Below are 14907 nucleotides of genomic sequence, written 5' to 3'. Positions count from 1 at the left end.
TTTTCGTGGAGTCCGGAACATGAAATCTTCTACGCGCTTTATCAGTCGGTCAGCGTTGCCGACGAAAATCACCCTGTTGGCGGCACTGGTGTTGTTGTCCGCCTGCACCGTCGGCCCCGATTTCCAGCGCCCCGATATCGCCAGCAAGTCGCAGCATTACGACCGGCAGGCCGAGCAGCAACTCGCGACCGAAACCACGCCCGGCAATCAGCACATCGACCTCGGCAAACGGCTGAACGGTGACTGGTGGTCAGCGTTCCGTTCGCCGAAACTCGATCAGGTGGTGCGCCGCGCCATCGACGGCAACCTCGAACTGGTGGCCGCCGACGCGACCATCCGCCAGGCCGCCTCCTCCGTCGCAGCGGCGGAAGGTGCGTTGTACCCGCAGGTGGATTTCGGCGCGCAGGCCGGGCGCCAGCGCACGCATAACGGGCCGCAGCCAACCGCCAACAACTTCTACGCCATTGGCCCAAGGGTCGCGTTCGACCTGGACGTGTTCGGCGGCAACAAACGCCTGGTCGAAGAGCAACAGGCACTGACCGAACTGCAAACCCATCGCTACGAGGCCGCGTACCTGACGCTGACCGGCGACGTTGCCAGTCAGGCCTTGCTGCTCGCCTCTGCCAACGCGCAGATCAAGGCCGTGGAAACCTTGCTGGCGAACGACACGAAGAACCTCGACCTGGTGCGGATGGCCCGGCAGCACGGCACGACTACCCAGATCGATGTGTCATTGGCCGAAACCCGCCTCGCCCAGGATCGCACGCTGCTGCCGCCCCTCGCCCAGCAGCGGGATGCGGCCCGGCATGCGCTGTCGATCCTGGCCGGCAAAGGCCCGGCTGACTGGATCGCACCGGACTTCAGCCTCGACGAGTTCAACCTGCCGTCGAACATCGCGGTCAGCCTGCCCTCGGAGATGGCCCACACCCGCCCGGACGTGCTGCAAGCCGAATCGGAACTGCACATCGCCAGCGCCGCGGTCGGCGTCGCGACCGCCAATCTGTACCCGCATGTCGAGCTGTCCGCTTCGCTGGCGCAAGCCGCGTCCGGCAATGGCGGCGCCGCGCTCTGGGGATTCGCTGCCGGGCTGACCGCACCGATCTTCAACGGCGGCACGCTCAAGGCTGAACGCCAGGCGGCGGTCGATGGCTACAACGCCTCCCTCGCCCGCTACCAGCAAACGCTGATTCAGTCGTTCGGGCAGGTCGCGGACACCTTGCAGGCGATCAACCACGGCGCCGAGCAGAACCTCGCCCAGGACGACGCCCTGCGTGCCGCTGAAACCAGCTTGCGCTTGAACCAGCAGGCCTATGCCCAAGGCGAGAACAGCATCCTTCAGGTGCTGGAAGCCGAGCGCGCCTATGAGCAGGCGCTGCTCGGGCAGATCCAGGTCAAGACGGCGCGCTACCTCGACACTGTGCGCCTGTTCGTGGCGCTGGGCGGCAATTCTGTCGGCGCCTTCGAGCAGAAAATGGCCGCCCGCGAGGCCTCGACATCCACCGATCAACAACCGCTTTAACGACGGAGAAACGTCATGAGCTACGAAGTCATTCGCGATGAACTGCGCGACACACGATTGCCGCTGAACAATGGTGCGGGCGCGATGCCGGCGGTGGGTTTCGGCACGTTGTTCCGCGATCTGAGTACCACCACCGAGGCGGTCAAATGTGCGCTGGAGGCCGGTTTTCGCCACTTCGATTGTGCCGAGCGCTACCGCAACGAAGAGCAGATTGGCGTGGCCTTCCAGCAAGTCTTCGACGCAGGCCGCATCCGCCGCGAAGAGGTGTTCATCACCACCAAACTGTGGAACACCAACCACCGTCCCGAGCGGGTCAGAGCGGCGTTCGAAGCGAGCTGTCAGCGGCTGCAGGTCGACTACATCGATTGCTACCTGATCCACACCCCGTTCGCCTTCCAGGCCGGGGACGATCAGGACCCACGGGACATTTACGGGCACGTCATCTACGACGGCGGCGTGACGCTGCTGGAGACGTGGCGCGCCATGGAAAGCCTGGTCGATGAAGGCCGTTGCAAATCCATCGGTCTATCGGACATCACCCTCGACGCCCTCAAGGCAATCGTTGCCGCCGCGCGGATCAAACCGGCGGTGGTGCAAATCGAGTCGCACCCGTACCTGCCGGAATGGGAACTGCTGGCGTTCTGCAAAGAGCACGGGATTATCGTTCTTGCGTTTGCTCCGTTGGGGCATGGCATGGTGCCGAATGTGCTGCAGGAGCCGGTGATTACCGGCATCGCCCAACGCGTGCAGAAAACGCCGGCGCAGGTGTTGCTGGCCTGGGCGGTGCAGCGCGGCACGGCGTTTCTGACGACCTCGGCGACGCCGAGCCATATTCAGGAAAACGTCGACATCAGCACCCTGCCGCATCGGGCCATGCATGAGATCAAGGACGAGATCACGACGCGGATTCGCTTCAATTCGGTAGTGGAGACTGGGGTTCCGGGGTTTATTCCAGCGCGTTCGGCTTGAAGTTTTGCGCGTGATTCAGGTCGCAGCCTTCTCTCTCCGGGAGAGGGCTGTTTTTCCGGGCCGCGCACCTATAATCCCTGCACCCCAACAAGGCCAAAACCATGGACGTCTTCCAGAGCATGCGGTTCTTCAGTGCAGTCGCCCAGACCGGCAGTTTCACCGCCGCCGCCGAACTGCTCGACACCACCACAACCAACGTCTCCAAAACTGTCTCCAGCCTCGAAGCCCGCTTGCACACCCGCCTGATCAACCGCACGACCCGCCGCCTGGCCCTCACCGAAGCCGGTGTGCGCTACCTGCAACGCTGCGAAAAAATCCTTGATGACGTGCGCGAGGCCGATGAAGAAGCCGGGGCCGCCCAGACCCTGCCCGTTGGCCGGCTGAAGATCCACACCATGTCCGCCATCGGCAACCATTACGTGATCGACGCCATCGCGCGCTACCGCGAGATTCACCCTACGGTGATGTTCGACCTGACCCTGACCAATCGCGTCCCGGATCTGCTCGAGGAAGGCTACGACATGTCCATCGTGCTGGCCCGCGACCTGCCGGATTCCGGCTTCGTCGCGCAACGGCTCGGCATCACCTACAGCATCCTCTGCGCGGCGCCGGCCTATCTGGAAAAACACGGCACACCCGACTCCCCCGCCGCGCTGTGCGAACACGAGTGCCTGCGGATCGTCAACACGGTCATGCCCGTGGAGAACTGGACGTTCGAAGGACCCGACGGCATGGAAACCATCACTATTCCCGTGTCGCCCCTGCACATCAACACCGCCGACGGCATGAGCATTGCGATCAGGAAAGGCATAGGAATCGGTATCCAGCCGATAGCATCGGCCGTGGAGGGATTACGGGCGGGAACGCTGGTGCGGATATTGCCGGAGTATCGGCTGGAGGAGTTGAACCTGTTCGCGATCTATCCGTCGCGCAGGTTCGTCGATGCGAAAATCAAGACGTGGGTGGAGTTTCTCAAGCAATCGATTCCGCAAATGCTTGCGGCGAATCAGGCCATCGTCAGCGCTAAAAACTGAGTGCCGCAGACATGGAGTGTCGACCCTCCATCGTCTGCACCGGACTCAACTGGAGCAGCCGGTGCCCATCACTTGATACTGCAGAACGTGGCGTTCGCCGTAGGAGTCTTCGTAGGTCATCTGTACCGGAACCGGCGCGCATTCGTTGGCGGGTTCGGTGATGGAGATGACGTGTTCGATATCCAGTCTGGTCGCGTAATCATAGGTTTCGATCGGGGTGGCGTTGGCTTCTGCGCTGTCCGCTGCATAAGCATGTGCGCCGAAGGTGCCGAGGATCAAAAGCAGCGCCGTTTTCTTCAAGGTCATGATGTTCACCGTCTCGTTGAAGGCCGCTGGAGCGTGATTGCTGGCGGCCTGGAGACGATGTTAGGGATCAGCCGACAGGGGAAAAATCGGCCGGCTGGACAAAGACTATTGCCGGGAGAGGTATGAATGCGAACGCTCATGCACCCACAGCGCAAGATCCTCCGGCTCCAGCGGACGAGAGAAGCAATAACCCTGCGCGACGTGATAGCCCAGGTTTCGAAGGATCTCCAGTTGCCCCTCGGTTTCGACCCCTTCGGCAACGATGTTCAATTGCAGGCTATGACAGATCCCGGCAATCGACTGAACGAGCGTGCGGGCGCTCGCACTTTTTTCGATATCGTCGATGAAACTCTTGTCCAGCTTGATCGCGTTGACGGGCAGGCGCAGCAGGTAGCTCAGGCTGGAGTAACCGGTGCCGAAATCGTCAATGGACAGACTGACACCCAGTTGCCGGACCTCGGTGATGACCGATATCACCGTGTCGGTCGCGTCCAGGATGAAGTCTTCGGTGACCTCCAGCGTCAGACAGGAAGGCGATAATTCATGTCTGGCCAGTAACGTCTGGATGAACTCGACAATGGCTCTGTCGCGAAAGGCCACCGGAAAGATATTGACCGACATGTGCGGGACCACAAGCCCGGCGTCGCGCCATTGGACCATCTGCCGACAGGCTTCGGTGAGTACCCAGCGATTAAGCTCGGGCATCATGCCTTCATCGCGCATCAAGGGTATGAAGCGGCTCGGCGGAATGTCTCCAAGTTGCGGATGACACCAGCGCACCAACGCCTCGACGCCAAACAACCGGTAGTCGTCGAGCATGATCTGGGGCTGGTAATGCATCGCCAGTTGATCCGACGCCAGCACATCCTTGACTGCCAGGCTCAACGTCAGCTCGTCCTCGACCGGAGGAGTAACCACCGGATCGAAGACTTCAATGACCTGACGACCGGCCGACTTGGCCTTGTACATCGCCTGGTCGGCATGCAACAGCAACGACTGAATGTCGCTGCCGTGGTCGGGATAAATACCGATGCCGATACTGGCGGAAGGCACGACTTTTACATCGTTCAACATCATCGGTTCCGCCAACTTGCTCATCATTCTTTCTGAAAAGGCAATCGACTGTTCAGCATTGGAAGGCGAAAGAATAATCACGAACTCGTCCCCGGAAAGACGGCTGACAAAATCATTGCCCCGTACCGACCCCTGAAGTCTCCTGGCGATTTCCGACAGCAGCAAATCCCCGGCGGCATGCCCGAGCGAGTCATTGATCTGCTTGAATTTATTAATGTCGATGAACAACACCGCCATGGAAGATTGCGCGCGTTGAGCATTGGCAATCATCGCATTGGCTTTCATCATCAGCATGCGCCGATTGGGCAACATCGTCAGGCTGTCGTAATAGGCCAGCCGTTCAATATCGTTGATGAAACTATCGCGCTCCAGGGCGAGCGCACACAGTTTCAGGCTGGTTTCCAGCAACCGGTACTGTTGGGCTGCCGGAAGGTGACTCTCGCGATAATAAAGGGTCAACGTGCCCAGGATGCGTCCGTTGTTGGAGCGAATGGTATTGATCCAGCCAGCGGTAAAACCGAGTGATTGCGAGAGTTCATGATCGACACAATCGCCCGTGTACGATGCGGGATCAGTGAAGTTCAACATGATGCTTTGTTGCGCATCCATTTTTTTCAGGATGGAGCGCTCGGCAAGGTTTTCCAATGACTGAATCAACCCTTCCGGCAAGTTGAACTCCGCGACCAGCGGAAGGCAGCCACGCTCATCGAACTGCCTGATCGAAACACCGATTTCGGGGGCGATACGGCCGATTTCCAGACAAATCAGCTTCATGACATCGGGAAGCGACTCTTCTCGGGCCATGGCGCTCAGCACCTTGAACTGCAACTCGTCGTTCATCTTGGCTTCGGTGATGTCTGTCACGATCGCCACGACGTCCTGTTGAACGCCCTCAGGGTCCAACACCGGGTTGGCAACCACACGCACCCATAAAGGATTCTTTGACTTGTTGTAGACCAGCAACTCAGTGGTGTGACTGACGCCGCTCTGGATGCTGTTTCTAAAGGAAAAGATCGCATCCTGATCCGTATGCCGACCATAAAATACCTCGTCCGGTTTCTTCCCTACCAGATCGGATGCCTCATAACCCAACATGCGCACAAAACCTTCGTTGACATACGTAATGATGCCACTCGAGTTGGTTACGACAATGGCGCTATCGGTTCTATTAACTGCAATTTTAAGCAGCCGGCTCTTTTCTACTTTCTTGATGATGTACAAAAAGAAAAAGGTCGTCGCCAACACCAGAAAAAGAATCATCGCGGCGGCAGCCATATATATTTCAAATCGGTCACCCATCGACTGAAGTGAAGTCTTGCTGACGCTATTGCCATACTTTATGAAGTTCTTTTGCTCCAGTAAAAATTCCTCTTGAATATCCTGTACCGGTTGCGCAAGTGCCCATTGCACATCGCCAGCCCCGGTGTATTTGAGCAATTGATTCAGTACATTCACATAACGCGAATAGACATCTTTTAGTGCCTGGACGCGAATATGGTTTTCTTCATCAACTCGGGTGCGAGTGAGAAAACGGTCGAACGATTCATTCGCCAGGGTCAACTCCATACGCGCGTGCTGCACCATCTCCTGTGGAACGGAATTGAACAGTACGATACGGGTGTTGGCACGCGACAGGGACAGCCGCGCCTCCATCAAGTGTTGAACGGTTTCCGCCACCGCATCGACTTGGTCGACGGCGACATTGGACAGGGTTCCGATACTCGATTGGTTGCTGGTCACCAGCCAGAAACTAAGGATTAAAGTTGCACATTGAAATACCAGAGCGGTAGCCAGGACCGTCCTCAAACCACGAGGCACTGCGAGCTTGCGAAGCAAATAATCCTCCTCTGTCTTGGACAGCCAGGGAAATTTTGTAAAAGAATCAGCCCGGCCGAAAGTTTCTGGCCAGCGGTCCAGGCTCGTACTAGAGGGTTTTAATGCGCAGGGCTGTACCGGATAGAAAGTCACCGCGCGGTATGGCAGAGTTGTCGTTTCGGAAGACGCTAATGGCGAGGAGCCATCAAGGCGGCGAATTCTATAAGAAAGCCATGTTGGATTGAAATGGTTAAATCTGCGCATCGACCTGTTTTTTTTGCAGTCGTTATTGGTCAAACGGTCAGAAAAGCCAACTAAATTCCTTTCCTCTTAGATGCTTACAAAAACGTGTCTGACAATCAGTCATTCCGATTCAAGTTGCTGTTTATGGCATACCAAAGAGCCTGCCGCGGGAAGGATGATTATTCATCGCAATGATTATCATGGAGGTAATGCGGAGAGTAAGTCGCGACCTGCGCCGCGTTTTTCGTAAGTTCGCCACAACACGGCTATTCTCAGCTTTTGAATCGGGCAATTGAACTCGCGTTTTTTCAACGTCAAATGTACGCGTTCCCCCTCCGGTCTAGAGGGTTTCAGGGTGTCCCACAGGCCTTTACGGATAAAGCGCGGTGGTTGCATGGAAACTGGCAGCAATGAATGCAAAAGTCGGACTGACGAGCGGCGACGAGGCCGAAGACTTCTTCGTACAGACCCTGGAACAGGCCATCGACGCCGTGGTGATCATCGATGATCAAAACCGTGTGGTGTTCTTCAATACCGCTGCCGAACGGTTTTGGGGCTGCCCGCGTCTGGAAGTGTTGGGCAGCAACGTCAGCACCCTGGTTCCGTATCCCTTGCGCCCCCATCACGATGACTATGTCCGCGCCAACCGCGAGACCGGGATCAACAAGATTGTCGGGGTCAGCCGCGACATCCAGATCGTGCGCAAGAACGGCGAAGAACGCTGGGGCACGATGTCCATCTCGAAAATCGCCCTCGGCGAGCGAATCCTGTACGCGGCCTTCCTCAAGGACGTCACGCAACTGCGCCTCAAAGACATCGAACACCGCTTGCTGTCCATGTCGGTCAATGTCACCAGTTCCGCCACCTGCATCGTCGATGCCCATGCACGGCTGATCTATGTCAATGACGGGCTCATCCGGTTGCTCGGTTATTCCCGCGAGGACGTGATCGGGCAATCACCGCTGATGTTCTTCGTCTCGGATATCCACGCCCAGGCACCTGCGGAGCCGAGGCTGGAAAAGATTCTCTGCGGTCAGCCCCACGAAGACAGCGCGCTGATCAGCAAGCGCAACGGTCAGCGACTATGGGTCCACGTGTCCTCGACGCCGGTGTTCGACGCCCAGGGGCAGATCGACAACATCGTGATCGTGTTGACCGACATCACCCAGTCAAAGCTGCATGAGGTGCTGCAGGAAAAGGTCATCAGCGCGCTGCTCAAAGAAGAGTCGCTGGAGAGCGTGCTGACGCTGATGTGCCAGGAAATCGAGCGCATCGCTCCCGAGGTGATCGTGTCGATCCTGGGCGTGGACATGGAAGGCGTTCTGCACCCGTTGGCCAGTCCGAGTCTGCCGTCGCATTACTCCAGGGCCATCGAGGGCTTATCGATCGGCCCCGTCGCCGGGTCGTGCGGAACCGCCGCCTACCGGGGCGAACCGGTGCTGGTGACGGACATCAACAACGACCCGCTATGGGCCGATTACAAGGCGCTGGCGAAAGAGTCGGGCCTGCGCGCCTGCTGGTCGATCCCCGTGCGCAACGGCTCCGGACGGATCGTGGCGACGTTCGCGCTGTACTTCCGGGAATGTCGCGGCCCCGATCCGCTGCACACCCATCTGGTGGCGGCGGGCACGCACTTGTGCATGTTGGCGCTGGAACGGGAAGAAGCCCGGCAATCGATTCGCAGAATGGCTTTCTACGATGCCTTGACCGGCCTGCCCAATCGCAACTTCCTGATGTCCCAGGCACAGCGCTGCATTCTCGAAATGGCACGGGAGAACGCCGAACTCGCCGTGCTGTTTGTCGATCTCGACCGCTTCAAGCAAGTCAACGATGCCCTCGGTCACGCATCGGGGGACGAGTTGCTGCGGGTCATGGCGCAACGCTTGCGCAGCGTGCTGCGTGAGTCTGACTTTGTCGGGCGGTTGTCCGGTGATGAATTCGTGCTGGTCCTGCCACGGATGAACGCGACACATGTCACGGTTTTTCTGGAGCGTCTGCGGAGCATCCTGAGCAGCCCGACGACGATCGCGGGCACCTCGGTCGTGGTTTCGGCGAGCATCGGGATCAGTCTGTTTCCGGGTGATGGTCAAGACATGGAAAGCCTGTTGCACCGGGCCGACATCGCCATGTACCAGGCCAAGCGCACCGAGCGTGGCAGTTTTTCTTTCTTTCTCGAAGAGATGAACAGGATCGCGCAAGGACGATTGATGCTGGAAACGGCGCTGCGTGAAGCCCTCACCGGCAATGACCTGAAACTCCATTATCAGCCGCAGATCCATCTGGCGAGTGGGCGGCTGGTCGGTGTCGAGGCGTTGGCCCGATGGTCGCACGCGACGCTGGGCGCTATTTCCCCACTGCAATTCATTCCGCTTGCCGAAGAATGCGGGCTCATCAACGACCTGAGCCAATGGGTGTTGCGCGAGGCCTGCGAGCAGCTCGCCGAGTGGCGTCGACAAGGTTTGAGCGTGCCGTCGATGTCGATCAATCTGTCGCCGATCAACTTTCACAATCTGAATCTGGCGGGGCTGATCGATCAACAATTGCAACGCTGCGCTTTGCAACCCGCCGACTTGTGCGTGGAAGTGACCGAAGGCGTATTGCTTTCCAACAGTCTGGCCACCGAAAAAACCATTCGCGACCTGCACATCCTGGGCGTGCGATTGGCCATCGATGACTTTGGCACCGGTTACTCCAGCCTCGGCTATCTGCGGCGTCTGCCCATCAGCGAGTTGAAGCTGGACAAGAGTTTCGTCGACGACCTGAAACATGACAACTCATGCCGCGCCTTGAGCGAATCAGTGATCGGTATCGGCAAGGGGCTTTCCTTGCAGGTGGTGGCCGAGGGGATTGAATCGGCGCATCAGCGTGACATTCTCAAGGCCCAGGGCTACGAGATCGGCCAAGGCAACTTCTTCTCGGCGCCATTGCCTGGCGAGGCGCTCGCGCAATGGATTAAGCTGGCGCCATTCAAGAACCTGCAAGTCGAGTAAACCCGCATGAATCGTCAGAAAAAATTACAGCAGCTGTTCAAGGCCAAGGCCAAAAAGGCCAGCGCCAAACTGGCGCCGAAAAAGCCCAAGTACATCTGCAAGGCGGATCGCTTGAAGCTGGCAGCCGAAGCCAGCGATGAGGCCGTCACCGCCACCGAAAGCTGATCCCGAGTCAACGCGAGAGTCGATCGATCCGGCTCTCCCGCCCTGCCCTGACGCCGCCACCGATAGCCCATCGGACACCGCTCACGCCATCGCCGTCAGCACCGCGCTGTCACGCCACAATTGCTGTGCAACGTCGTCACGGCGCGCGAGGTCGGAGGGCTGCGGCCATGTCAGCTCACCTCTGACCAACGACGCATACAGACGCCCCCTCGGCGGCGCGACGCGCCCCGATGCAAGATCGGCCAGCACCTCGCCGGCCTGCACGCGCATGCTTTCAGCGAAATAAGGACTCAACGCCATGGCCGGCCCCGGAAGCGTTCCGTTCGGCAAATTGCGTCCCAAGCCAGTGCCGGGGGTATAACCCGGGTTGTAGGCGATCACCCGCAAGCGCCGGGACCTGACCACGGGCGACGCCGCGAAGGCTCGGGCCGTCAGCAGATTGCACAGTTTGGAAGTGGCGTAGGCGCGAAATCCAGCTTCGAACTCGACCTCGCCACCCGCACCCCGCCCAAGGTCCTGCTGCGCCAGTTGGTGCGCATCGACAAACGCAAACGGCGCAACCGGGCTGAACCGTGGATCGTGGGTGTTGCTGGTGGTCAGCAGCACAATGGCATTGCGCGCCAGTGATGGCGCCAGCAACCGCAACAACAGGTAGTGCCCCAGGTGATTGACCGCGAAAGTCGTTTCATGACCGTCCACGGTGCGCGCCGTGGTCGGGAAACTGAGTCCGGCGTTGAGGACCAGCGCGTTGATCCTGGTCTTGCCCAAGGTGTCGAGTACTTGCCCGGCGAACTGCCGGACGCTGCTCTGGCTCGCCAGATCCAGTGGCACGGCGGTTTCCCGTCCGCCCACGATGAGGCGAGTGCCAGAGGCTGCGCCCAGACGCTGCGCAGCCGCTTCGCCCAGACCAAACGTCCCGCCGGTCATGATGATCGTGTTCATGCTCAAAATACCTCGACCATGACCACTTCGGTGTCGTCGAGCGCTTCAACCACCTGCAAGGCTTCTGTGGTCATGGCGATACCGTCCCCGGCCTCAACCCGTTCGTCGTTGACATTCACTGTACCAAGGGTCGGCACCAGATCGGCGTGACGCGTGCCCGAACAATCGCTGCTCAAGCGCTGACCGCCCTTGAGTGTCGCCCCCGGCACACGGGCATCGGCGCGAATGGGCAAGGCGCTTTCATCGCCGGGCATGCCGCTGGCCAGCACGTAACTGACGATCTGCATGTTTTGATACCCGTGCATCGGGAACCCGATGCCGGGGGCGATCTCGTCGTCATTCCAGACCACCGGCGCGCCGAACGGACGGTGCGCGGGATTGCCGTCCGGGGTGACCTTGAAGTGATGCCGGGCCTTGAGCCAGCCAAAGTCGCCACCGCCGAGATCGGCCTTGATTCGATGCTCTACCATTTCAACTCCTGAATGACCGGTTGGGCCTGACGCCCGGCTTATCTGAAAACCGGCACGCTGGCCGAGTCGTTGGGCTGTCGCAGGTACTCGCGCAACCGGACACCGATCTCGGCGATTTTTTCCTCGCCGGCACGCAGGGCTTGCGGGTTGGTGTGAACCGAGTAGTTGCCCAACGCCAACTCATAGGGATGCGGAGTGGCCGAGCCGATGACGAAGACCGCGTCCTGTTGCAGGGCTGTCAGGGTCACGGCGTCGTTGCCCGGTTCGAAGATGGCCATTTCTCCGGCGTCGACAAGACCGGGAGCGGCCAAGGTTCCACGGCTGACGCTCAGCCACAGCGACTCATGGTCTTTGGGCGGCACATAGGTCCAGGACTCACCGGCTCGTAGCGTGACCAGTAGATAGTTCATGCCGTCCGGCGCGCGAACCGGGCTTTGCACACCTTGATAGGCACCGAGAATCACCCGCGCCGGCCCCGCTTCAGGCATCGCGCCCGACTCCAGGTATTGGCTGTCGACACTGGCGTTTTCCAGCGCAGGCGGCAGCGCAATCCACAGTTGAAAGCCCTGGATGCGCTTCGACGTACCAGGCGACATTTCCTTGCCGTGCCACACCCCGCCACCCGCGCGCATCCACTCGACGCCGCCGTAATCGATCATGCCCGTGCCCGAGTCCGCATCCTCGAAACGCAGATTGCCCTCAGTGATCACGGTGACCGTGGCAATCCCGGAATGGGGGTGCATGGGCATGCCTTTGATGAACGAACTCTCGCCTTCGAACAGATCGAGGAACACAAACGGCTTGATCAGATGCCCCAGGTCGGAAGGACTCATCAACCGGACGATCGCGCCATGTCCGCTGCCGGTCGTGCGGTAGCTGATTGCGCGGTGAGTCTCGGGGTCACGCTCGGAACGGGATTGCGGGTGCAAAGTCATGGTGGTTGCTCGCAAGAATGGATGAATGGCTCGAACAATAGAGCCAGGCCGATTACTTGATTAGCCGATACAATTGGATTGCACTCATCCATCAGCGTCAGGAATCACCATGCTCGATCTCAATGACATCGCCATGTTTGTCCAGGTCGTGCGCTGCGGCAGCTTTGCCGAAGCCGCACGGCGGCTGGGCATGCCGCCCAATACCGTGAGCCGGCGCATCCAGCAGCTCGAAGCGCACCTGCAAACACGCCTGCTGCAACGCTCGACCCGCAAGCTCACGCTCACCAGCGCCGGCCAGGCCTTTCATGATCGTTGCGTGGGAGCTGTGGATGGTCTGCTTGAAGCCGGGCAGGCCCTGGTGACCGGCAGCGACGAGCCCAGCGGACGGGTGCGAGTGGCGGCCCCCGCCGATTTTTTCGATTTCTTTCAGATGGAATGGGTAGCCGAATTTCTCGCGGCGCATCCACGGGTGCGCCTCGATTTCGTGCTCAGCGACGCCAAGGCCGACCTGATCGCCGAGCAGATCGACGTCGCCTTTCGCGGCGGCCCCTTGCGCGACTCCGGCTATATCGGCCGCAAGATCTTCGATCCCCGCAGCGTCGGACTGGTCGCCAGCCCCGCCTACATCGCAAGACGCGGCGCCCCGCAAACGCTACAAGACCTGGCGAACCACGACTGCCTAATCTCCGCCCAGCCCGGCGGCCACGCCACCTGGCACCTGGTCGGCCCCAATGGCGAGGAAGAAGTGCAAGTCGCCGGCCGCTTCAGCGGCAACACCGCCCAGGCCCTGCGCAAAGCCGCCGTCGCCGGCCTGGGCATCGCCCTGCTGCCACCGGTGATGGCCAACCATCAGATAAACGCCGGCACCCTCGTGCCGGTGCTGGCGCAATACCAGCCGAAGGGGTTTGGTCTGAATGTGCTGTACCCGAGCCGACGCCAGTTGCCGCTGGCGGTGTCGGCGTTTATTGGGTTGGTGATTGAGAGGATGAATGGGGTGGATAAAGACCTGGGCCATGACCATGTAGTGCCGACATAGCCAGCCGATTGATGTGATCCTCTGACAGGCCATAGGCAAGTCCTTAACAACCTAACGGACCACCGGGCTCGGATTACACAACTACATGTCACCGTATTCCGTCACTTTTAAAAGATGAGCAAAAGCCGGTAACGTGCCCCCCTGCCGAAAGGAGGGCATGCAGGATGACCATGACAAATGAAAGCGATCATTCAAAGACGCGGATAGACCGTGACAATCGTCATGAGCGAGAAGTGAAGGCGATTCTGAGACGCAACGGAAAGTGGGACTGTCTGTACCCCGGTTGCACGAAAAAAAGCATTTTCTCTCATGCCATTTCGGAGTCTATCTCTCTCGCAACAATCGCCGAAGAGGGACACCTGTCGACCATCGAGTCGCGCCGGAAGAAGGATATCAAGACATTACAGTTCGGCAGAATCGGTATCCACGATGCTACGGCTTTCAATGGTTTCTGCGAAGAACATGATGCTTTGTTCTCGACGCTGGACAACAACGAGATATCGGATGCACGAGGTTTGCTCCTGCAAACCTATAGAACCGTGATTTCCGAGTGTGCCGATGAGTCCAGGATCGCTGCTCTTAGCCATTCGGACTTCAAGGCAACGGATGTCGACAGCATTCTGGCGGAGATTGATACCGACGAGCACCCATGGCTGCAATCTGAAGACGGCCGTGCGCTTTTCATTGCCGAACACGCAAAAATTGCTGATGCAGATCTTCGACGATCGACCCAGTTGATGGAGCTTCCAGGTCAGCTGCTGAAAAAACTGGCGCTCAACGAAGATCTGTCGCTGGAAGGCCACAGCGTATTTACCACCGAACAACTGAGCCACTACATTCCCTTCAGGCGCTTGGGCTTCAGAATACCCGTAGCTATCAACTGCATTATTCCGTGTGTAGCAAACGGAGCTCGACACGACTTCTACTTCGCTGTCATCCCTTACCAACACGCCACGCTTGTAATGGGCGTCGTTCCAAAGGCAATGCAGCAGAGTCTGCTGGACAGGCTGATGGAAAATTTTTCCTGCGACTACGCGGCCATCGATCTGGTCGAATCCCTCATGGTCAGTAGCAACGAGTGGTTCATGACCCCTTCGGTACTCGCCGAAATGTCCAGCCAGAAACGGGAGGTTTTCCTTCACGACTCTACATTCATCACTGAGCAGCACTTCTACGAAGAATACGACATGACCCTGTTCGATAGTTTGCGCAGGGCACTTGCCCAACAGCACCCGGAGCAGCGTGAAAAGCTGAGGCTGGATAAAATCGACGTGATCCCTCATCGTGAAAGCTTCGAGGTGCGCCATAACAGAATGCTCGCTGCGCTAAGCGCTCAGTCAGTCGAGCTTCGGGATATCTGACAAGCCACCTATTAGCCAGAAAGTACCAGTGCCACTTCGGGGCTCGTA

At 58.9% G+C, this 14907-nt stretch carries 12 protein-coding genes; 7 read left to right on the top strand and 5 right to left on the bottom strand.

All coding sequences use genetic code 11. From position 1 onward, the window contains the following. Positions 1 to 19 precede the first annotated feature (19 nt). The 3 genes from N8H74_RS26100 (at position 20) to N8H74_RS26090 (ending at position 3522) form a co-directional block, all read left to right on the top strand. Positions 20 to 1519, top strand: a complete 1500-nt coding sequence (locus N8H74_RS26100) for an efflux transporter outer membrane subunit (protein ID WP_262151416.1) — start codon at positions 20 to 22, stop codon at positions 1517 to 1519. A gap of 15 nt (positions 1520 to 1534) precedes the next feature. After that, a complete protein-coding gene (locus N8H74_RS26095; RefSeq protein ID WP_262151414.1) occupies positions 1535 to 2488 on the top strand; it encodes an aldo/keto reductase in 954 nt (317 codons plus the stop codon). Between the two features lie 101 nt (positions 2489 to 2589). Further along, a complete protein-coding gene (locus tag N8H74_RS26090; protein WP_217833499.1) occupies positions 2590 to 3522 on the top strand; it encodes a LysR family transcriptional regulator in 933 nt (310 codons plus the stop codon). Positions 3523 to 3567: 45 nt separating this feature from the next. On the opposite strand, the gene N8H74_RS26085 is transcribed toward N8H74_RS26090, so the two are convergent. Both N8H74_RS26085 and N8H74_RS26080 read right to left on the bottom strand, forming a co-directional pair. Further along, entirely contained in the window at positions 3568 to 3828 is a 261-nt protein-coding gene (locus N8H74_RS26085; RefSeq protein ID WP_217833498.1) for a DUF2790 domain-containing protein, read from the bottom strand. Between the two features lie 105 nt (positions 3829 to 3933). Continuing rightward, positions 3934 to 6981 (bottom strand): EAL domain-containing protein, encoded by a 3048-nt coding sequence (locus N8H74_RS26080; RefSeq protein ID WP_262151412.1) that lies wholly within the window; start codon positions 6979 to 6981, stop codon positions 3934 to 3936. Between the two features lie 389 nt (positions 6982 to 7370). Here N8H74_RS26080 and N8H74_RS26075 point away from each other — a divergent pair, with 389 nt between their 5' ends. Further along, positions 7371 to 9950 (top strand): EAL domain-containing protein, encoded by a 2580-nt coding sequence (locus N8H74_RS26075; RefSeq protein ID WP_262151410.1) that lies wholly within the window; start codon positions 7371 to 7373, stop codon positions 9948 to 9950. A gap of 6 nt (positions 9951 to 9956) precedes the next feature. Beyond that, positions 9957 to 10115, top strand: coding sequence for a DUF2986 domain-containing protein (locus N8H74_RS26070; RefSeq protein WP_217833496.1), 159 nt, complete (start codon positions 9957 to 9959; stop codon positions 10113 to 10115). A gap of 81 nt (positions 10116 to 10196) precedes the next feature. Here the strand turns inward: N8H74_RS26070 and N8H74_RS26065 are convergent, their stop codons facing one another. Genes N8H74_RS26065 through N8H74_RS26055 form a run of 3 tightly spaced genes read right to left on the bottom strand, consistent with a single transcriptional unit; the run spans position 10197 to position 12462 of the window. Then, on the bottom strand, positions 10197 to 11057 hold the full coding sequence (locus N8H74_RS26065; protein ID WP_262151408.1) for an SDR family NAD(P)-dependent oxidoreductase: 861 nt from the start codon (positions 11055 to 11057) through the stop codon (positions 10197 to 10199). Between the two features lie 2 nt (positions 11058 to 11059). After that, the gene (locus N8H74_RS26060) at positions 11060 to 11527 is read right to left on the bottom strand and encodes a hypothetical protein (RefSeq protein WP_262151406.1); all 468 of its coding nucleotides are present in this window, start codon (positions 11525 to 11527) and stop codon (positions 11060 to 11062) included. A 38-nt stretch (positions 11528 to 11565) separates the two neighbouring features. Further along, the gene (locus N8H74_RS26055) at positions 11566 to 12462 is read right to left on the bottom strand and encodes a pirin family protein (protein WP_262151404.1); all 897 of its coding nucleotides are present in this window, start codon (positions 12460 to 12462) and stop codon (positions 11566 to 11568) included. A 109-nt stretch (positions 12463 to 12571) separates the two neighbouring features. Between N8H74_RS26055 and N8H74_RS26050 the strand changes: the two genes are divergently transcribed. Together N8H74_RS26050 and N8H74_RS26045 are read left to right on the top strand one after the other, a co-directional pair. Then, positions 12572 to 13498, top strand: coding sequence for a LysR family transcriptional regulator (locus N8H74_RS26050; RefSeq protein ID WP_262151402.1), 927 nt, complete (start codon positions 12572 to 12574; stop codon positions 13496 to 13498). Between the two features lie 164 nt (positions 13499 to 13662). Beyond that, complete coding sequence (locus N8H74_RS26045; protein ID WP_262151400.1) at positions 13663 to 14859, top strand: hypothetical protein; 1197 nt, start codon at positions 13663 to 13665, stop codon at positions 14857 to 14859. The last annotated feature ends 48 nt before the right edge of the window (positions 14860 to 14907 follow it).

This window comes from Pseudomonas sp. B2M1-30 (assembly GCF_025447575.1).
Lineage (GTDB): Bacteria > Pseudomonadota > Gammaproteobacteria > Pseudomonadales > Pseudomonadaceae > Aquipseudomonas > Aquipseudomonas botevensis.
Note: the sequence above shows the minus strand (reverse complement) of the source record. Positions and strands in the feature narration are given on the sequence as shown.